The following is a 17436-nucleotide window of genomic DNA, read 5'->3' on the forward strand; positions in this document are numbered from 1 at the left end:
CACAGGTCAGTAAAACATCGTCCGCGACTCTTCCAGATCTGCACACAATTGCTTGTTCTCCGGATCGATCCCAAGCTTTCTGAATGCCGGCACACTGAGTGGGTCAATCCGTGAAATCGGATGATCACTGTCCTTGTGGCAATACAGGCTCGCCACCTGCACCAGATCGACGTAATCGATCTGTGCCGAGTCGCGCTTGAAATCCAGATACAGCCCAGGCAGCTCCACCAATTGCTCGGGAAATTCCCAGACCCGCAACAGCTTGTCGCCCAGCAGCGGGTGAATGTGGTCGATCACATGATTGAGGCTGACCGGATCCGACAGCAGTTCGTAGTGATCTTCGGCGTAAGTCAGGATCGGCAGCACGCCGATCTGATGCACCAGTCCGCCCAGCGCTGCCTGATCAGGTTTGAGTTGGGTGTGGCGGCGGCACAGGGCGTAGCTGACGCCGGCGATTTCCAGGCTCTTGCGCCAGACTTCGCGCATCTTCTGTTCGACCACGTCGGAGCGGGCGTGGAAGATCTGTTCCATCACCAGCCCGATCGCCAGGTTGCTGCTGTAGTTCACCCCCAGCCGAGTGATCGCGGTGTGCAGGTCGGTGACTTCCTGGGTCGCACGCAGCAACGGGCTGTTGACCACTTTGATCAGGCGCGCCGACAGTGCCGTGTCGCGGCCAATGACTTTGCTCAGATCGCTGACGCTGATCTCCGGATCTTCGGCGGCCTTGCGAATTTGCAGGGCCACTTCCGGTAACGTTGGCAGAACCAGGTCATCGTTATCGATGGCCTCAACCAAATCCTGTTGGACCTTATCCGCCAGCTCGCTCATGTAGATTCTCTAGGGTGTTGCAACAAAAGCTGCGATCAGCGCTGGATTTCGCGGTCGCGATCCAGTTCGTAGGGCAGGTCGAGCAAATGCAGCGCTGGGCCTTCGAGGGCACCCAGGTGCAGATCACCCGCTTCGGCAGCTTCGGCCTGCAACACCGCCAGCAGTTCAATCTTTTCTGCGGCGCGGGCGGCAATCACCACTTCGCCGATGGCGCTGCTGTGGCTTGGGGCGAACAGCGGGGTACCCGGCTCAGGCAGTTCGCTCGCGTCCAGTCGCACGCGATAGAGGCGACGCTTGAGCTTGCCCAGGTACTGCATGCGCGCGACGATTTCCTGTCCGGTGTAGCAACCTTTCTTGAAACTCACGCCGCCGACGGCCTGCAGGTTGAGCATCTGCGGGATGAACAGCTCGCGGGTGGACGGCATGACCTGACCGATACCGGCGCGAATCTGCCCCAGCAGCCATTGGTTCAACTCGCCTTCCGGCAGGGCGGCGACGAGTTTGGCCTTGATGGCATTGGCTTGATCGGCCGGTGTCCAGAGCTCGGCGCGATCCGCCGAGACGCGAATCGCGATCAGGCCTGCGTTGCGCACCACGGCATCGGTCTCGCGCGGCAGTTCCAGCCCCAGGCTGGCCAATGCGGGGTCGCCGTGCTCCAGGCCGAAACGCACCCAGGCGGCGCTTTCGTCGGTCAACTTGGACTTGGAGAATACGGCGTACTTTTTCAGATCTGCCAGTTGCGGCTCCAGCAGTTCGCTGGCCATCGCCAGCAGCACACCGTCACCTTCGAGCAGAATGCGGAAGCTCGACTGCATCCGGCCTTTTTGCGTGCAGCGTGCGCCAAGGCTGGCCTGGCTGTCGCTGAGGTAATTAATGTTGCAGGTCAACTGGCCTTGCAGGAATTTGCCGGCATCCGCGCCGCGAACCGCGAGTACGCCTTCATGAGACAGGGTGCAGAAAAAAGCAGAATCGGCCATGGTTCATCGCAGGTAAAAAAGTCTGGGGCACATCATAAGGGCGCGTTGTTGAAATGGGTAGTTGATAAAGGATCGGTGGTGCCCGACCAAAGCCGACTGTGCGACCTGCGCCGGGGCTGTATACTGCGCGCCTATTTGAGGAGGGCTCCATGGTCGAACAAGTTGAACTCAATCGCCTCTTCTGGCACAGCCGCCGCGGCATGCTGGAACTTGACGTGCTGCTGGTGCCGTTCGTGCAGGAGGTCTATCCGCACCTCAACCAGGTCGATCGCGACTTGTATGTCCGACTGCTGACCTGTGAAGACCAGGACATGTTCGGCTGGTTCATGGAGCGCAGCGAATCCGAAGATCCGGAACTGCAGCGCATGGTCCGGATGATCCTGGACCGTGTTCAGCCCAAGTAACACGTTCGAATGCCGCTGGCATGCCTCACGGCAGTTGCTGGCGGCGTATCTGTTGGCCCAGGCGTTCGCTGTGGGTGTGTTGTTTCTCCTGTCGATTCCACTCTGGGCCAGTCTGCTCGGAGCTTTCGCCTGTGTGCTGCACGCCGCATGGGTGTTGCCACGGCAGATACTGCTGAAGCATCCGCAGGCCTTTTGCCGATTGCGCCGCGACGCCGATGGCTGGCAGTTGTGGAATCAGGCGGGGGGCTGGCAAGCGGTGCAGTTGCGCCCGGACAGCCTGGCGTTGCCGTTGATCGTGGTGTTGCGCTTTCGTCTGCGTGGGGAGCGGCGAGTGCGCTCGATCTGCGTACCGCGAGACTCGCAGGCAGCGGATGTGCACCGACGCCTGCGAGTTCGGCTCAAATTCAGCCGGCGTAGGTGGGCGGCACCAGAATAGTGTCGAGCGCCTCGGGCAGCAGGTTCGGATAGTCGAGCGTGTAATGCAGGCCGCGACTTTCCTTGCGCTCCATGGCTGAGCAGATCATCAGCTCGGCGACTTGCGCCAGATTACGCAACTCGATCAGGTCGCGGCTGACCTTATAGTTGCTGTAGAACTCGTCGATCTCGTCCAGCAGCAGGCGCACGCGGTGCTGCGCCCGTTGCAGGCGCTTGTTGGTGCGCACGATCCCCACGTAGTCCCACATGAAGCGGCGCAGCTCATCCCAGTTGTGGGCGATGATCACGTCTTCGTCGGAATCGGTTACCTGGCTGGCGTCCCACTCGGGCAGGGCGTTTGGCGCGGTGACGGCATCCAGTTGCGCAAGAATGTCCGCCGCCGCCGAACGCGCATAGACAAAGCATTCGAGCAGCGAGTTGCTGGCCATGCGGTTGGCCCCGTGCAAACCGGTGAAGCTGGTTTCGCCGATGGCGTACAGCCCCGGCACGTCGGTGCGACCGTGTTGATCGACCATCACCCCACCACAGGTGTAGTGCGCCGCCGGTACGACCGGGATCGGTTGCCTGGTGATGTCGATGCCAAAACCCAGGCAGCGCTCATAAACGGTCGGGAAGTGGCTTTTGATGAAGGCTTCCGGCTTGTGGCTGATATCGAGATAGACGCAGTCGACGCCCAGGCGCTTCATTTCATGGTCGATGGCCCGGGCAACGATATCGCGTGGTGCCAGTTCGGCACGTTTGTCGAAACGCGGCATGAACCGTTCGCCATTGGGCAGCTTCAGGTGCGCACCTTCGCCGCGCAAGGCTTCAGTGATCAGGAAACTCTTGGCTTGTGGGTGATACAGGCAAGTGGGGTGGAACTGGTTGAATTCCAGGTTGGCCACCCGGCAGCCCGAACGCCAGGCCATGGCGATGCCATCACCGCAGGCGCCATCGGGGTTGCTGGTATAGAGGTAGACCTTGGCCGCGCCGCCGGACGCGAGGATCACGAAACGTGCGCCGTAGGTGTCGACTTCGCCGGTCGCGCGATTCAGCACGTAGGCACCGAGGCAGCGCTCGCCGTCCAGGCCCAGACGCCGTTCGGTGATCAGATCAACGGCGACCCGTTGTTCCAGCAGCTCTATATTGCTGCGCTCTCTGGCTTGGGCGAGCAGGGTGGTGAAAATCGCTGCGCCGGTTGCGTCGGCGGCGTGGATGATGCGCCGATGACTGTGACCGCCCTCGCGGGTCAGGTGGAATTCGAAGCCGCCGTCTTCGGTGCCGGACTGTTCGTCGCGGGTGAACGGCACGCCTTGGTCGATCAACCACTGGATGGCTTCCCGACTGTGCTCGACAGTGAAACGCACCGCGTCTTCATGGCACAGACCGCCGCCGGCGTTCAGGGTGTCATCGACGTGGGATTCGACAGTGTCGGTATCGTCCAGCACGGCAGCGACGCCGCCCTGGGCCCAATAGGTCGAACCGTTGGCCAGATCACCCTTGCTCAATACGGCAATGCGCAAATGACCCGGCAGGGTCAGCGCGAGACTCAAACCGGCAGCGCCGCTGCCAATCACCAGAACATCGTGTTGAAACTGTTGGCTCATTTCAGGATTCCGCTCAAAGCGACCCGGATCGGGGTTGGCGCAAGACAGCTGGATCGGCGAGTCAAGACAGCCACACAGCCCACTAGTATATAGAGGGGTGGAGCGGCACAATAGCCGGGCTTGTATGGCATTGTGAAACTACTGTGACGACAAAAGCCTGACGTTTCGTCGGAGGTTTTTTTTCATCGTTTTGGAAAAAGGCAACTGTATCGAGGATGAAACAGGCTTTTTCAGCGCACGGTCGCTCAATGTCGCTCCAGCATGGCTATAAATAATTGGAACTTTTGCCAGAGGCCCAAGATCAATAGACAGTTGCCAGAAACACGGGACAGTGTCGGCTTCAATGCAGAACCTGCGATTGGGTTTTTGCCGGCGAACCGATGACAAGATTATTCGCGCAGCCGGTTTATCCCGCGCTGCGTTTTTCGTGCGTGCCAAATCAGAGCCCGCAGGAAACTTGCCTGGAGGGGGAGAACTTTTGCGAAAAGCCCGAGTCTATGTTTGCAAGTCTGGTCGTTTAGTTATGCAAGCCTCCTCCATGCTTATCGAGGAGTGTTCATGCTAACCCAGGAAGAGGATCAGCAGCTGGTCGAGCGCGTTCAGCGTGGCGACAAGCGAGCTTTCGATCTGCTGGTGCTGAAATATCAGCACAAAATTCTCGGGTTGATCGTGCGTTTTGTGCACGACACCCATGAAGCCCAGGATGTGGCTCAGGAAGCCTTTATCAAGGCGTACCGAGCATTAGGAAACTTTCGCGGAGACAGCGCGTTCTATACGTGGCTTTACCGCATTGCCATCAACACGGCAAAAAACTATCTGGTTTCACGCGGCCGCCGGCCGCCAGATAGTGATGTAAGTTCTGAAGACGCAGAGTTCTACGATGGCGATCATGGCCTCAAGGATCTCGAATCACCGGAACGCGCTTTGCTGCGGGATGAGATCGAAGGCACCGTCCATCGAACCATTCAGCAACTGCCAGAGGATTTGCGTACGGCGTTAACTTTACGTGAATTCGATGGTCTGAGTTACGAGGACATTGCGAGCGTCATGCAGTGTCCGGTGGGTACCGTGCGCTCCCGGATTTTCCGCGCTCGGGAGGCCATCGATAAAGCCCTGCAGCCGTTGTTGCAGGAAAACTGAGACAGCGGCGACAGCCAAGAGAGGAACGCCATGAGTCGTGAAGCCCTGCAGGAATCGCTGTCCGCAGTGATGGATAACGAAGCGGACGAATTGGAATTGCGTCGAGTGATCAATGCACTGGACGATGTTGAAACCCGTGAGACCTGGGCTCGTTACCAGATCGCCCGGGCAGCCATGCACAAGGACCTGCTGCTTCCGCGTCTGGACATCGCTGCGGCAGTCTCTGCTGCGCTGGAAGACGAAACGGCTCCAGCCAAAGTATCCCGTGGTCCATGGCGTAACCTCGGTCGTCTGGCCGTTGCCGCTTCGGTGACCGTTGCCGTACTGGCGGGTGTTCGTCTGTACAACCAGGACGAAATCGCGGGTGTCGAGTTGGCTCAGCAGTCCAATCAGCCTTCGCTGGTAGCACCGCAAGCCAAAGGCCCGGCAGTGCTGGCAGGCTATAAGGAAAGCTCGGAAACCACCGGTCCGATGGCCAATGGCGTTCTGCAAGGTCAGCCAGGCTGGCATGATCAGCGTCTGCCAGGTTATCTGCGCCAGCATGCCCAGCAGGCTGCACTGAAAGGTACTGAAAGCGCCTTGCCTTATGCGCGTGCAGCAAGCATGGAAAACCGTTAAGGAGGATCATGCGCGCCATACCTTTACTTTCGCTTCTGCTCAGTGGCTGGTTCGTTGTTCCAGCCCACGCTGATGAGGCCCAGGACTGGTTGAACCGTCTGGGCCAGGCCGAACAGCAGCAAAGCTTTCAAGGCACCTTCGTTTACGAGCGTAACGGTAGTTTTTCTACCCATAACATCTGGCATCGTGTCCAGAACGGTCAGGTTCGCGAGCGCCTGGTTCAGCTGGACGGTTCGGCACAGGAAGTGGTGCGCATTGATGGGCATACTCAATGTGTCAGTGGCACTCTGATTGCGGGGTTGGGAGACTCTTCCAACTCGACCGCTCGTGCGTTTGATCCCCAAAAGCTGAAAAACTGGTATGACCTTGCTGTCATCGGCAAGTCGCGTGTGGCCGGGCGGGATGCGGTTATCGTATCGCTGACGCCGCGAGACCAGCATCGCTATGGTTTCGAACTTCATCTGGACAAACAGACCGCTCTGCCGCTTAAGTCACTGCTGCTCAATGACAAGGGGCAGTTGCTCGAGCGTTTCCAGTTCACCAGCCTTGATACCGCTGATGTCCCGTCGGATAAAGATTTGCAGGCGGGCACCGATTGCAAGGCCATCACCTTGGACAGTGACAAAGCGTCTGCGGTGAAGACGGCTCAGGTCTGGCATTCGGACTGGCTCCCTCCGGGGTTCGTGCTGACCAGCAGTACTTCGCACAAAGATCCGGAAACCAAGACTCAGGTCAACAGCCTGATGTATGACGACGGTCTGGCGCGTTTCTCGGTGTTCCTGGAGCCACTCAACGGTGCGACAGTGACTGACACCCGCACGCAGTTGGGGCCGACTGTTGCCGTTTCTCGCCGCCTCACCACGCCCGAGGGTGAGATGATGGTCACGGTGGTCGGAGAAATTCCAATTGGCACAGCTGAACGCATTGCTTTGTCGATGCGCAATGATGGCGCTGCAACCAGCAAGCAGTGAGCTGATTTCAGTCATTTCCACCTCTTCGTCGAGACGTAGATGAAATGTTTGCTCAGCATTTTCATTTGCAAATCACCCGAAAGTTTTTTATAGGTCAGAGCCTCACGGCTCTGGCCTTGTCTGTTGTTCCCGGAACAAAAATACCGGCCCGCGGTTCCCGGTGTTCCTTGCTCCATATCGCTTAACCCTGCTCGTCGTAACGGGAGCTGTATGTCGATACTTAGCTTGAAGTCTTATCTCTCCATTTTCGCCACCGTGCTGGTGCTGGGTCAGGCTGTCCCCGCTGTCCAGGCGGCCGACTTGCCTGACTTCACCCAACTGGTTGAACAGGCCTCGCCTGCGGTGGTGAACATCAGTACCACGCAGAAACTGCCGGATCGCAAGGTGAACCAGCAGATGCCTGACCTGGAAGGCTTGCCGCCGATGTTGCGCGAGTTCTTCGAGCGTGGCATGCCGCCTCAGCAGCGTTCGCCGCGCGGCGACCGTCAGCGTGAAGCACAATCGCTTGGTTCGGGCTTCATCATTTCTTCGGATGGCTACATCCTGACCAACAACCATGTGATTGCCGATGCCGACGAAATCCTCGTGCGTCTGGCAGATCGCAGTGAAATGAAAGCCAAGCTGATCGGCACCGATCCGCGCTCCGACGTGGCCCTGCTGAAAATCGATGGCAAGGATCTGCCGGTGCTCAAACTCGGCAAGTCTCAGGACCTGAAAGCCGGTCAGTGGGTGGTGGCGATCGGGTCGCCGTTCGGCTTTGACCACACCGTGACCCAAGGCATTGTCAGCGCCGTTGGCCGTAGCCTGCCGAACGAAAACTACGTGCCATTCATCCAGACCGACGTGCCGATCAACCCGGGTAACTCCGGTGGCCCGCTGTTCAACCTGAACGGTGAAGTGGTAGGGATCAACTCGCAGATCTACACCCGTTCCGGTGGCTTCATGGGCGTGTCGTTCGCCATCCCGATCGACGTGGCGATGGACGTTTCCAATCAGCTGAAAAGCGGTGGCAAGGTCAGCCGCGGCTGGCTGGGCGTGGTTATTCAGGAAGTAAACAAGGATCTGGCTGAATCGTTCGGTCTTGATAAGCCGGCCGGAGCGCTGGTTGCGCAGATTCAGGATGACGGTCCGGCAGCCAAGGGTGGCTTGCAAGTGGGTGACGTGATCCTGAGCATGAACGGTCAGCCGATCGTCATGTCCGCTGACCTGCCACATCTGGTTGGTGCACTTAAGGCAGGCGCCAAGGCCAACCTCGAAGTGATTCGTGACGGCAAGCGCAAGAATGTCGAGCTGACTGTCGGCGCGATTCCTGATGAGGACAAAGAGCTGGCAGCACTGCCGAAGTCTGGTGCGGAAAGCAGCAGCAATCGCCTCGGCGTTTCGGTGGCGGAACTGACCGCTGAGCAGAAGAAAACCTACGACCTCAAGGGCGGTGTGGTGATCAAGGAGGTTCAGGATGGTCCTGCGGCGCTGATCGGTCTGCAGCCGGGTGACGTGATCACGCACCTGAACAACCAGGCCATTGGCTCTACCAAAGAGTTCGGCGAGATCGCCAAGGCGCTGCCGAAGAACCGTTCAGTGTCGATGCGCGTTCTGCGCGAAGGTCGCGCGAGTTTCATCACCTTCAAACTGGCTGAATAATCAGGTTGCAGTGAAATAAGAAACCGCCTCGAAAGAGGCGGTTTTTTTATGCCTGAAACTTTTATGTCGCTGATGAACACTTAGCCCATCATGTCCTTGATCATGCGTTCCTGCTCCATCAGTTCACGCTGGCGCGCATCGATTCGCGAGGACAGCGGGAAGTTGCTGCCCGCCTTGCGTTTGGCAAAATCGAGCTGCTGGATCGCCTGACGATAGTCCCCCACCAGCGCAAAGTATTCGGCGCGAGCCTGATGCAGGCCGATGATATTGCCGGACAGGCCACGAGTTTCAGCGACCTGATACCACACGTCCGGATCGTTCGGACGAGATTTGAGCAAGCTGTCGAGGGCTTTTTCCGCGTCGGCGGTGCGATTCTGTTTCAGCAACAGATCGACACGAACCTGATTCAGCGGGTAATTGCCCGGGTATTGCGTGAGCATCCGGTCAACCCGGGTTTGCGCGTCCGGCAGGCGGTTGTTGGTGATGTCCAGGTCGATCTGCGCGAGGTTGTAGATGATCTCGTTGGGCGACTTGGCCAGCAATTGCTTGAGGTTCTCCCGCGCTTCATTGAGCTGACCACCCTTGACCTGGGCGATTGCCAGGCCATAGCGCGCCACGTCGTTCTTCGGGTTCTCGTCCAGTTGTGCGCGGAAGCGCTTGGCCCCCAGTCCCGGTGTTTCTTCGTAGATCAGCTGAACGCGGGCGCGGATCAACTGATAGCGCATGCTGTCTTCAATGCCGCCGGCTGGCGCTTGTTCTGCGCGGTTACGGGTGTCAGCGATACGCGACTCGGTTACCGGGTGAGTCAGCAGAAATTCCGGCGGCTTGGCGTCGAAGCGGTACTGGCGCATCAGGCGTTCGAACATGGTCGGCATCGAGCGCGGGTCGTATCCGGCCTTTTCCAGGTTGAGGATGCCAATACGGTCGGCTTCCTGTTCGTTCTGGCGCGAGAAGGTACGTTGCGATTGAATGGCTGCTGCTTGACTGCCGGCAATGGTCGCGATCCCGGCATCACCACCACCGGCAGCGGCAATCACGATGCCAGCCAGCAGCGCCGCCATCATCGGTACCTGCATCCGTTGCGAAGCTTCGACGCCGCGAGCAAAGTGACGTTGCGACAAGTGAGCCAGTTCGTGAGCCAGTACCGAGGCATATTCGCCTTCGGTCTGCGCATTGAGGAACAGCCCGCCGTTGACCCCGACCACGCCACCTGGCGCCGCGAAGGCGTTGAGTTGCGGGCTGTTGATCAGGATGAATTCCAGGCGGCGGTCAGTTACCTGGCTGGTTTCCACCAGCTTGTAGACGCTGGACTCGACGTAGTCCTTGAGTTGCGGATCGTTGAGTTGTGCAACCTGACTGCGCAACATCGCCAGCCAGGCGCGGCCCAGCTGGTATTCCTGTTGCGGTGAGACAATGGCAGAACTGGCGTCGCCAAGTGACGGCAGATCGTCGGCAAAGCCCGGTGAGGCGAGCAGGCAAGCGAGCGTCAACAGGGTAGGGCGCAGAAATGTCATGCACAAAGCCTTAGAAGACAAAGACCTTACTGTAGCCGGACACCGGGCCCGCGACCAGATATTCTAGGCCGCTCGACCATCTGAACCGGAGTGACGCAATGACTGACGCTGTAGCCCATGATTGTGAACTGGACGCCAGTGGCCTGAATTGCCCGTTGCCGTTGCTCAAGGCCAAAATGGAGCTCAACAAGCTGCCCAGCGGCGCCATACTCAAGGTAATCGCCACGGACGCGGGCTCGCAGCGCGACTTCCGCACCTTTGCCCGTTTGGCCGGTCATACGCTGCTGCGCGAAGAAGACGAAGCAGGCGTTTATCGTTACTGGTTGAAAAAAGCCTGACCCCCCCCCGCGTAAAAGACCTAGGGATTATTGATGTTCAAAGTGTTACGCGACTGGATTCAGCGCTACTTTTCCGACGAAGAAGCGGTGGTACTGGCAGTGCTGCTGTTTCTCGCCTTCACCGCAGTGCTCACGCTCGGTGGCATGCTCGCGCCGGTACTGGCGGGGATGGTGCTGGCGTACCTGATGCAGGGGCTGGTGCTTGCTCTTGAGCGTATGCGCGTGCCCGGTGCGGCGGCGGTGGGCCTGGTGTTTGCGCTGTTCATGGGCGTGTTGCTGGTGTTTATCGTGGTGGTGTTGCCGCTGCTCTGGCATCAGTTGATCACGTTGTTCAACGAACTGCCGGGCATGCTCGCCAAATGGCAGTCGCTGCTGCTGTTGCTGCCCGAGCGCTATCCGCACCTGGTCTCCGATGAGCAGGTGCTGCAGGCCATCGAAGCCGCGCGTGGTGAAATCGGCAAATTCGGGCAGTGGGCGCTGACCTTTTCGCTGTCGAGCCTGCCGCTGCTGGTCAATATCATGATCTATCTGGTGCTGGTGCCGATCCTGGTGTTTTTCTTTCTCAAGGATCGGGCCATGATCGGCGAGTGGGTGCGCGGCTATCTGCCTCGCGAGCGGGCGCTGATCACCCGGGTCGCGCAGGAGATGAACCGGCAGATTGCCAACTACATTCGTGGCAAGGTTATCGAAATCGTGATCTGCGGCGGCGTGACCTACATCGCCTTCGTCGCCCTCGGCCTTAACTATGCGGCGCTGCTGGCGTTGCTGGTCGGGGTGTCGGTGGTCGTGCCGTACGTCGGTGCGGTGGTGGTGACCGTACCGGTGCTGCTGATCGCGCTATTCCAATGGGGCTGGAGCGATCAGTTCATTTATCTGATGGCGGTCTACGGAATCATTCAGACGCTGGATGGCAACGTGCTGGTGCCTTTGCTGTTTTCCGAGGCGGTCAACCTGCACCCCGTGGCCATCATCTGCGCGGTGCTGTTGTTTGGCGGGTTGTGGGGCTTCTGGGGCGTGTTCTTTGCGATTCCGCTGGCGACGCTGTTCAAGGCCGTGCTGGATGCATGGCCGCGCAAGGAGCCTGTGGTGGCTCCGTTACTATAAAAGCCAAAAGATCGCAGCCTGCGGCAGCTCCTACAGGGAAACACATTCCAATGTAGGAGCTGCCGCAGGCTGCGATCTTTTGATCTTCAGGCTTTATTCAGCGCCTGAGCCGCAGCCAGCACCGCATCCACATGCCCCGGCACTTTCACGCCGCGCCATTCCTGACGTAGCACACCGTTTTTGTCGATCAGAAACGTGCTGCGATCGACGCCCAGGTATTCCTTGCCGTACAGCTTCTTCAACTTGATCACGTCGAACAGCTGGCAGACCGCTTCGTCCTTGTCGCTGATCAGCTCGAACGGAAATTCCTGCTTGCACTTGAAGTTCTCGTGGGACTTCAGGCTGTCGCGGGAAATACCGAAGATCTCCGTGTTGGCAGCCTGAAACGCCGCGTACTGGTCACGAAAGCCCTGGCCTTCGGTGGTGCAGCCCGGGGTGCTGTCCTTCGGATAGAAGTAGATCACCACTTGCTTGCCCTTCAAGGCAGACAGGCTGATGGTCTGCCCGCTGGTGGCAGGTGCTTCGAAATCCGCAACGGGTTGGTCGATGACAACGGCCATGAAAGCTTCCTTACATTGGGTTTTGGGGGCGCCAAGGTTCGATCAGCGCGTCCAGGTTCATTGCGTCGGCGAAGTCCAGGAACTGGTCGCGCAGCCAACTGATCTGGGTGCCGGCCGGCAGCGTTACGGTGAACGTGGCGTTGAGCATGGTGCCGCCGGTCTGCGGCGCCTGATAGGTGTCGCAGGTCAGGTTTTCCAGCTCGACGTTGTGATCCATGAAGAACTGGCACAGCTCGTTGATGATGTCCGGGCGATACGCAGAGCTGACATAAGCTACATAAGGCAGTGCTTGCGGGCGATTTTCCAGCGCCGCACTGCGTACCACGTTGACGGTGAAGGCGTGGCGCTTGGCCAGGGTCGGCAGGCTGCCTTCAAGGCGGGCCAGCGCGTCCCAGCTACCGGAAACTTCCAGCACCAGGGCACTGCACTCGCCGTGGCGGGTCAGGCGGGACGTGACGACGGCGCAGCGATTTTCATGGCTGGCGCGGCACAGGACGTTAGTCAGCTCCATGGGGTTGGCGCCAAGGGCACTGATGACAAGGAATTGTTCGCGAACTGTGGGGGTGGACATGCAGCATTCCTAAAGCGATGAGCGGTCGGTAGGTCGATGGGCGTTGGCCGTCGGGATGCGTCTGCGCGTGCCCGTTCAGAATGCCCCGGACCCTGGCTCGCAATTCGCTCCAATAAAGGCGGAACGTGCAACTGCGACCCTGGAACGGGGCCTGGGAGGCCGAAAGGGGAGGCTGGAACCCGGCGTACAAGCTGATCTGTACCGATCAAAGTCTGAAGGGTAGCGAAAACCGACGCCAAGGGGAATGGCGGCGCAGTACTTCGCTTGTGCAAGCATCTTGGCGCCAGTACCATTACCGCTCTCTTTTTCCGGCAGGAGCGGTTTCATGATTGCGGGCAGTATGGTGGCACTGGTCACTCCCATGGATGCACAAGGGCGTCTTGACTGGGACAGCCTCAGCAAACTCGTGGACTTCCATCTCAAGAACGGCACCCATGCCATCGTCGCGGTCGGTACTACCGGCGAGTCGGCGACCCTTGATGTAGAAGAACACATCGCCGTCATCAAAGCCGTGGTCAAACAGGTAGCCGGGCGCATTCCGGTGATCGCCGGTACCGGCGCCAACTCGACCCGCGAAGCCGTCGAGCTGACCCGCAATGCCAAGGAAGCCGGCGCCGACGCCTGCCTGCTGGTCGTGCCGTACTACAACAAGCCGACCCAGGAAGGCCTGTACCAGCACTTCAAGCACATTGCCGAAGCCGTCGACATTCCACAGATTCTCTACAACGTTCCCGGCCGCACCTCCTGCGACATGCAGGCCGAGACGGTGATTCGCCTGTCCACCGTGCCGAACATCATCGGCATCAAGGAAGCCACCGGTGACCTGAAACGCGCCAAAGCCATCATCGACGGCGTGAGCAAGGACTTCATCGTGCTGTCCGGCGATGATCCGACCGCGGTCGAGCTGATCCTGCTGGGTGGCAAAGGCAATATCTCCGTAACAGCCAACGTCGCCCCGCGCGAAATGGCTGACCTGTGCGAGGCCGCGTTGAAAGGCGACGCCGATACCGCACGGGCAATCAATGAAAAACTGATGCCGCTGCACAAGGACCTGTTCATCGAAGCCAACCCGATTCCGGTGAAGTGGGCTTTGGTTGAAATGGGCCTGATGCACGAAGGCATCCGCCTGCCGCTGACCTGGCTGAGCGCTCCTTGTCATGAAACGCTTCGCACGGCCCTGCGCCAGTGCAGCGTCCTGGTTTAATTGAGGAAGTACAACGCATGAAGCGAATGGCCGGACTTTCCGCACTTGCCTTGATTATCTCCAGCACCAGTGGCTGCGGATGGGTCTGGGGCCCGGAAGGTTATTTCCGTGACCGTGGTAGCGATTACCTGGAAGCGCAACAGACTGCACCGATGCAATTGCCACCGAATGTCAGCACCTCCAAGCGTCTGGATCCACTGTTGCCGATCCCGCGCAACGTGGCCGATGACACTGCCAAGGGCGAATACGTGGTACCGCGTCCACAACCGCTGACGGCGATTGCCGATGCAACCGACTACTCGCTGCAGAAGAGCGGTGACTCGCGTTGGGTCGTGGCCCAGCACCCACCGGCCGAAGTCTGGCCAGTGGCGGTGCAGTTCTTCCAGGACAACGGTTTCCGTCTGGATGAACAGCGTCCGCAAACCGGTGAATTCACCACCACCTGGCAGCATTCCGACGAGCTGTCCGCCGCCATGGCCAAGCGCCTGAGCGCAGCGGGTGTCGGCGCCGACAGCGAAACCCGTGTGCGGGTGCGCATCGAGCCAGGCGTGCAGCGCAACACCAGTGAAATCTACGTGGTCAGCGCCGAGCGTCCTGCCGGCAGCACCGCTGACGTCGATTTCACCAACCGTTCGGTCAACACTGGCCTGGACGCAGCGCTGGTCGACGACATGCTGGCGAGCATGAGCCGGACATCCGAGAAGGGTGGTTCGGTGTCGATGCTGGCTTCGCGTGATTTCGATACCCCAAGCCGTGTCAGCCTCAGCGAAGACGGCAGCGGCAACCCGGTGTTGAACGTCGGTCCGGATCTGGATCGTGCCTGGTCGAGCGTCGGTCGTGCGTTGGAGCAAGGTCAATGGCGAGTTGAGGACATCAACCGCAGCCTGGGTCTGTATTACATCAACCTGGCCGAAAAAGCCGAGAAGAAGGACGAGAAGCCTGGTTTCTTCAGCAGCCTGTTCGGCAGTGCGCCGACCAAGGAAGAAGTTGAAGCCCGCGCCGAGCGTTATCAGGTGCGCCTGAGCAAGGTCGGTGAAAACGTTCAGGTAACCGTCGAGAAGAACATCAACACCGTTGCGCCGGCCGATGTGGCCCGCAAAGTGTTGAGTGTGATTCAGGACAACCTGGGCTGATCACATGCGCTTTGCCGTTCTCGGCAGCGGTAGCCAAGGGAACGGCACGCTGATCGCCAGCGCTGATACGTATGTGCTGGTGGATTGTGGTTTTTCCCTGCGGGAAACCGAAAAACGCCTGTTGCGCCTGGGTGTGAATCCGGCGCAACTGAGCGCGATACTCGTAACCCACGAACATGCCGACCACGTGCATGGCGTGGGTTTGCTGTCTCGGCGCTACAATCTGCCGGTTTACCTCAGTCGCGGCACATTGCGCGGGATGCGCAAACCGATCGAACCCGCAGGCTTTCTCGCCGGCGGCGAGCAGTTGCAGATCGGCGCACTGAACATCGGGGTCATTGCCGTGGCCCATGATGCGCAAGAGCCGACTCAGTATGTATTCAGTGACAACGAGCAGCGGCGCTTCGGCCTGCTGACCGACCTGGGTTCCTACTGCGAGCGGGTGCTGGACGGTTATCGGGATCTCGATGCATTGATGATCGAGTCCAACCATTGCCGCGACATGCTGGCACGTGGTCATTACCCGTACTTTCTCAAGCAGCGGGTGGGCGGCGAGCTGGGACATTTGAACAACCATCAGGCGGCATTCCTGGTGGCCGAGTTGGGGTGGCAGGGCTTGCAGCATCTGGTTCTCGCCCACCTGAGCAGCAAGAACAACCTGCCGCAGCTGGCCCGGCAATGTTTTGTCGACACCCTCGGGTGCGACCCGGACTGGCTGCAACTGGCCGATCAAGATTCAGGGCTCGACTGGCGCCATATCGCCTAGCCCATCTACTTAGCAAGCGGAGCCCATCATGGAAAAACGTGAAGAACTCTACCGCGGCAAAGCCAAATCGGTTTACAAGACCGATGACGCTGACCGCTTGATCCTGCTGTTTCGCAACGACACCTCGGCGTTCGACGGCAAGCGCATCGAGCAGCTCGACCGCAAAGGCATGGTGAACAACAAGTTCAACGCCTTCATCATGCAAAAACTCGAAGCGGCCGGCATCCCGACCCAATTCGACAAGCTGCTGGGCGACAACGAGTGCCTGGTGAAGAAGCTGGACATGATCCCGGTCGAGTGCGTCGTGCGTAACTACGCTGCCGGCAGCCTGGTAAAACGTCTGGGCGTCGAAGAGGGCATGAAGCTCAACCCGTACACCTTCGAACTGTTCCTGAAGGACGACGCCAAGGGCGACCCGTTCATCAACGAATCCCACGTCGTGGCATTCGGCTGGGGCACCGCCGAGCAACTGGCGCGCATGAAAGAACTGTCGCTGAAGGTCAACGAAGTCCTGAGCAAACTGTTCGACGACGCAGGCCTCTTGCTGGTGGACTTCAAGCTTGAGTTCGGCGTGTTCAGCGACGGTTCTATCGTCCTGGGCGACGAGTTCAGCCCGGACGGCTGCCGTCTGTGGGACAAGGACACCAAGAAGAAGATGGACAAAGACCGCTTCCGCCAGGGCCTCGGTGACGTCATCGAAGCTTACGAAGAAGTCGCCAATCGTCTGGGTGTACCGCTTTAATCGACGCAAGCATCTGATAGCACGGAGAAAATTTTCGAAAGAGGGTTTGCTTTCGGCAGAAGTGTTGTTATGATGCGCGCCGTTGGAGAGATGCCAGAGTGGCCGAATGGGACGGATTCGAAATCCGTTGTACCTTCACCGGTACCTAGGGTTCGAATCCCTATCTCTCCGCCATTATTTGAAAAGCCCCGTAGATTAAAGTCTCGGGGCTTTTTGCATTTTAGGATTCTACGTAACGTTTCTACGTAAAATACCTGCTGTTAAAAGCCCTTCTGAGCGCTCCTGTGGCGCGTTTTCACTTCTTGTTGTGCCTGTGTAGCCTGATCGCCTTCAGCGCGTCTGTAAGGTTGTGAGGCTCTATCTCGCTAGAGCGCTAAATCGGATCGCCTCTGCCATATCCTTTGCGTGCAAACTGACGAAAGACTGCCTGCACCTCAAAGACCGTATTGCCGACGTGATCGATGGAAAGAACGGAACACGATCAGTTCCCCTAACCCGCCGAGCCGTTGAGATTCTTGAACTTGCCCAGTTGATGGCCACCTTGGGACGCCACCCAAATGGCATGATTTTCACCGTAACCCCACATGCCGTGTCGCAGGCCGTGCGACTCGCGCGTGTGAAGGCTGGACTTGATAGCAGCGTCAGGCTGCACCAACTCAGGCACACCCGAATCACCAACGTGGCGAAAAAGGGATTCAACAACGCACAGATCATGATCGTCTCGGGCCACAGGGACACTCGATCTGTAGCCAGGTACTCCCATCTGAATGTCAAAGATGTGTTGCACCTGATCGACTAATCGAGCGAACGGGCAGCCATGATGCACGCGGTATTGGCTGCCTCGAAAACCTCGTCAAAACCCTCGAAAACCCCAAAGAAACGCGCCCCACTTTCGTCACACTTT

Annotated in this window: 18 protein-coding genes, 1 tRNA gene and 1 pseudogene; 14 read left to right on the forward strand and 6 right to left on the reverse strand. The window is 58.9% G+C overall.

Going from position 1 to position 17436, the window contains the following annotated elements:
- Window positions 1-6: 6 nt before the first annotated feature.
- Entirely contained in the window at window positions 7-828 is an 822-nt protein-coding gene (locus tag AC193Q_RS27195; RefSeq protein WP_086792023.1) for an HDOD domain-containing protein, read from the reverse strand.
- A 35-nt stretch (window positions 829-863) separates the two neighbouring features.
- A complete protein-coding gene (gene ygfZ, locus AC193Q_RS27200; protein ID WP_121184190.1) occupies window positions 864-1805 on the reverse strand; it encodes a CAF17-like 4Fe-4S cluster assembly/insertion protein YgfZ in 942 nt (313 codons plus the stop codon).
- A gap of 149 nt (window positions 1806-1954) precedes the next feature.
- On the opposite strand from ygfZ, the gene AC193Q_RS27205 reads away from it, so the two are divergent.
- Both AC193Q_RS27205 and AC193Q_RS27210 read left to right on the forward strand, forming a co-directional pair.
- Complete coding sequence (locus AC193Q_RS27205; protein WP_007963266.1) at window positions 1955-2209, forward strand: FAD assembly factor SdhE; 255 nt, start codon at window positions 1955-1957, stop codon at window positions 2207-2209.
- A complete protein-coding gene (locus tag AC193Q_RS27210; protein WP_047292284.1) occupies window positions 2193-2645 on the forward strand; it encodes a protein YgfX in 453 nt (150 codons plus the stop codon). Before AC193Q_RS27205 ends, AC193Q_RS27210 begins: the two co-directional genes overlap by 17 nt.
- Here AC193Q_RS27210 and nadB read toward each other — a convergent pair.
- Complete coding sequence (gene nadB / locus AC193Q_RS27215; RefSeq protein WP_086792017.1) at window positions 2614-4230, reverse strand: L-aspartate oxidase; 1617 nt, start codon at window positions 4228-4230, stop codon at window positions 2614-2616. The two genes, AC193Q_RS27210 and nadB, sit on opposite strands and share 32 nt — an antisense overlap.
- 558 nt (window positions 4231-4788) lie before the next feature.
- On the opposite strand from nadB, the gene rpoE reads away from it, so the two are divergent.
- The 4 genes from rpoE (at window position 4789) to AC193Q_RS27235 (ending at window position 8600) form a co-directional block, all read left to right on the forward strand.
- Window positions 4789-5370: an RNA polymerase sigma factor RpoE/AlgU gene (gene rpoE / locus AC193Q_RS27220; RefSeq protein WP_003172477.1), complete on the forward strand. Its 582-nt coding sequence runs from the start codon at window positions 4789-4791 to the stop codon at window positions 5368-5370.
- Between the two features lie 30 nt (window positions 5371-5400).
- On the forward strand, window positions 5401-5988 hold the full coding sequence (locus AC193Q_RS27225) for a sigma-E factor negative regulatory protein (RefSeq protein ID WP_041070379.1): 588 nt from the start codon (window positions 5401-5403) through the stop codon (window positions 5986-5988).
- Between the two features lie 8 nt (window positions 5989-5996).
- Entirely contained in the window at window positions 5997-6959 is a 963-nt protein-coding gene (locus tag AC193Q_RS27230; RefSeq protein ID WP_047292287.1) for a MucB/RseB C-terminal domain-containing protein, read from the forward strand.
- A 210-nt stretch (window positions 6960-7169) separates the two neighbouring features.
- The gene (locus AC193Q_RS27235) at window positions 7170-8600 is read left to right on the forward strand and encodes a DegQ family serine endoprotease (protein WP_047292288.1); all 1431 of its coding nucleotides are present in this window, start codon (window positions 7170-7172) and stop codon (window positions 8598-8600) included.
- Between the two features lie 80 nt (window positions 8601-8680).
- Here the strand turns inward: AC193Q_RS27235 and AC193Q_RS27240 are convergent, their stop codons facing one another.
- Window positions 8681-10114 carry a M48 family metalloprotease gene (locus AC193Q_RS27240; protein ID WP_121184194.1) on the reverse strand — a complete coding sequence of 478 codons (1434 nt, stop codon included), beginning with the start codon at window positions 10112-10114 and terminating at the stop codon, window positions 8681-8683.
- 98 nt (window positions 10115-10212) lie between these two features.
- Between AC193Q_RS27240 and AC193Q_RS27245 the strand changes: the two genes are divergently transcribed.
- Both AC193Q_RS27245 and AC193Q_RS27250 read left to right on the forward strand, forming a co-directional pair.
- Window positions 10213-10452: a sulfurtransferase TusA family protein gene (locus tag AC193Q_RS27245; RefSeq protein ID WP_047292289.1), complete on the forward strand. Its 240-nt coding sequence runs from the start codon at window positions 10213-10215 to the stop codon at window positions 10450-10452.
- A gap of 33 nt (window positions 10453-10485) precedes the next feature.
- Window positions 10486-11556: an AI-2E family transporter gene (locus AC193Q_RS27250; RefSeq protein WP_027614463.1), complete on the forward strand. Its 1071-nt coding sequence runs from the start codon at window positions 10486-10488 to the stop codon at window positions 11554-11556.
- A gap of 86 nt (window positions 11557-11642) precedes the next feature.
- Here the strand turns inward: AC193Q_RS27250 and AC193Q_RS27255 are convergent, their stop codons facing one another.
- On the reverse strand, window positions 11643-12116 hold the full coding sequence (locus tag AC193Q_RS27255) for a peroxiredoxin (RefSeq protein WP_047292290.1): 474 nt from the start codon (window positions 12114-12116) through the stop codon (window positions 11643-11645).
- A 10-nt stretch (window positions 12117-12126) separates the two neighbouring features.
- The gene (locus AC193Q_RS27260; protein WP_047292291.1) at window positions 12127-12687 is read right to left on the reverse strand and encodes a glycine cleavage system transcriptional repressor; all 561 of its coding nucleotides are present in this window, start codon (window positions 12685-12687) and stop codon (window positions 12127-12129) included.
- 325 nt (window positions 12688-13012) lie between these two features.
- On the opposite strand from AC193Q_RS27260, the gene dapA reads away from it, so the two are divergent.
- The 6 genes and pseudogenes from dapA to AC193Q_RS27290 form a co-directional block, all read left to right on the forward strand.
- Window positions 13013-13891, forward strand: a complete 879-nt coding sequence (gene dapA, locus AC193Q_RS27265; protein WP_047292292.1) for a 4-hydroxy-tetrahydrodipicolinate synthase — start codon at window positions 13013-13015, stop codon at window positions 13889-13891.
- A gap of 17 nt (window positions 13892-13908) precedes the next feature.
- Complete coding sequence (gene bamC, locus AC193Q_RS27270; protein ID WP_041070366.1) at window positions 13909-15024, forward strand: outer membrane protein assembly factor BamC; 1116 nt, start codon at window positions 13909-13911, stop codon at window positions 15022-15024.
- A 4-nt stretch (window positions 15025-15028) separates the two neighbouring features.
- The gene (locus tag AC193Q_RS27275; protein ID WP_102354439.1) at window positions 15029-15790 is read left to right on the forward strand and encodes an MBL fold metallo-hydrolase; all 762 of its coding nucleotides are present in this window, start codon (window positions 15029-15031) and stop codon (window positions 15788-15790) included.
- Between the two features lie 28 nt (window positions 15791-15818).
- Window positions 15819-16532 carry a phosphoribosylaminoimidazolesuccinocarboxamide synthase gene (gene purC, locus AC193Q_RS27280; protein WP_007963288.1) on the forward strand — a complete coding sequence of 238 codons (714 nt, stop codon included), beginning with the start codon at window positions 15819-15821 and terminating at the stop codon, window positions 16530-16532.
- An 84-nt stretch (window positions 16533-16616) separates the two neighbouring features.
- Window positions 16617-16706, forward strand: a tRNA-Ser gene (locus AC193Q_RS27285).
- Window positions 16707-16941: 235 nt separating this feature from the next.
- Window positions 16942-17331, forward strand: a pseudogene (locus AC193Q_RS27290) (tyrosine-type recombinase/integrase); the annotation flags it as partial.
- Between the last annotated feature and the right edge of the window lie 105 nt (window positions 17332-17436).

Source organism: Pseudomonas sp. F2 (assembly GCF_057174385.1).

Coding starts and splice junctions, on each gene's coding strand:
- bamC (WP_041070366.1), top strand. CDS start 13,909: ATGAAGCGAATGGCCGGACTTTCCGCACTTGCCTTGATTATCTCCAGC.
- AC193Q_RS27250 (WP_027614463.1), top strand. CDS start 10,486: ATGTTCAAAGTGTTACGCGACTGGATTCAGCGCTACTTTTCCGACGAA.
- rpoE (WP_003172477.1), top strand. CDS start 4,789: ATGCTAACCCAGGAAGAGGATCAGCAGCTGGTCGAGCGCGTTCAGCGT.
- ygfZ (WP_121184190.1), bottom strand. CDS start 1,805: ATGGCCGATTCTGCTTTTTTCTGCACCCTGTCTCATGAAGGCGTACTC.
- dapA (WP_047292292.1), top strand. CDS start 13,013: ATGATTGCGGGCAGTATGGTGGCACTGGTCACTCCCATGGATGCACAA.
- AC193Q_RS27245 (WP_047292289.1), top strand. CDS start 10,213: ATGACTGACGCTGTAGCCCATGATTGTGAACTGGACGCCAGTGGCCTG.
- AC193Q_RS27255 (WP_047292290.1), bottom strand. CDS start 12,116: ATGGCCGTTGTCATCGACCAACCCGTTGCGGATTTCGAAGCACCTGCC.
- purC (WP_007963288.1), top strand. CDS start 15,819: ATGGAAAAACGTGAAGAACTCTACCGCGGCAAAGCCAAATCGGTTTAC.
- AC193Q_RS27230 (WP_047292287.1), top strand. CDS start 5,997: ATGCGCGCCATACCTTTACTTTCGCTTCTGCTCAGTGGCTGGTTCGTT.
- AC193Q_RS27240 (WP_121184194.1), bottom strand. CDS start 10,114: ATGACATTTCTGCGCCCTACCCTGTTGACGCTCGCTTGCCTGCTCGCC.
- AC193Q_RS27205 (WP_007963266.1), top strand. CDS start 1,955: ATGGTCGAACAAGTTGAACTCAATCGCCTCTTCTGGCACAGCCGCCGC.
- AC193Q_RS27275 (WP_102354439.1), top strand. CDS start 15,029: ATGCGCTTTGCCGTTCTCGGCAGCGGTAGCCAAGGGAACGGCACGCTG.
- AC193Q_RS27225 (WP_041070379.1), top strand. CDS start 5,401: ATGAGTCGTGAAGCCCTGCAGGAATCGCTGTCCGCAGTGATGGATAAC.
- AC193Q_RS27235 (WP_047292288.1), top strand. CDS start 7,170: ATGTCGATACTTAGCTTGAAGTCTTATCTCTCCATTTTCGCCACCGTG.
- nadB (WP_086792017.1), bottom strand. CDS start 4,230: ATGAGCCAACAGTTTCAACACGATGTTCTGGTGATTGGCAGCGGCGCT.
- AC193Q_RS27260 (WP_047292291.1), bottom strand. CDS start 12,687: ATGTCCACCCCCACAGTTCGCGAACAATTCCTTGTCATCAGTGCCCTT.
- AC193Q_RS27195 (WP_086792023.1), bottom strand. CDS start 828: ATGAGCGAGCTGGCGGATAAGGTCCAACAGGATTTGGTTGAGGCCATC.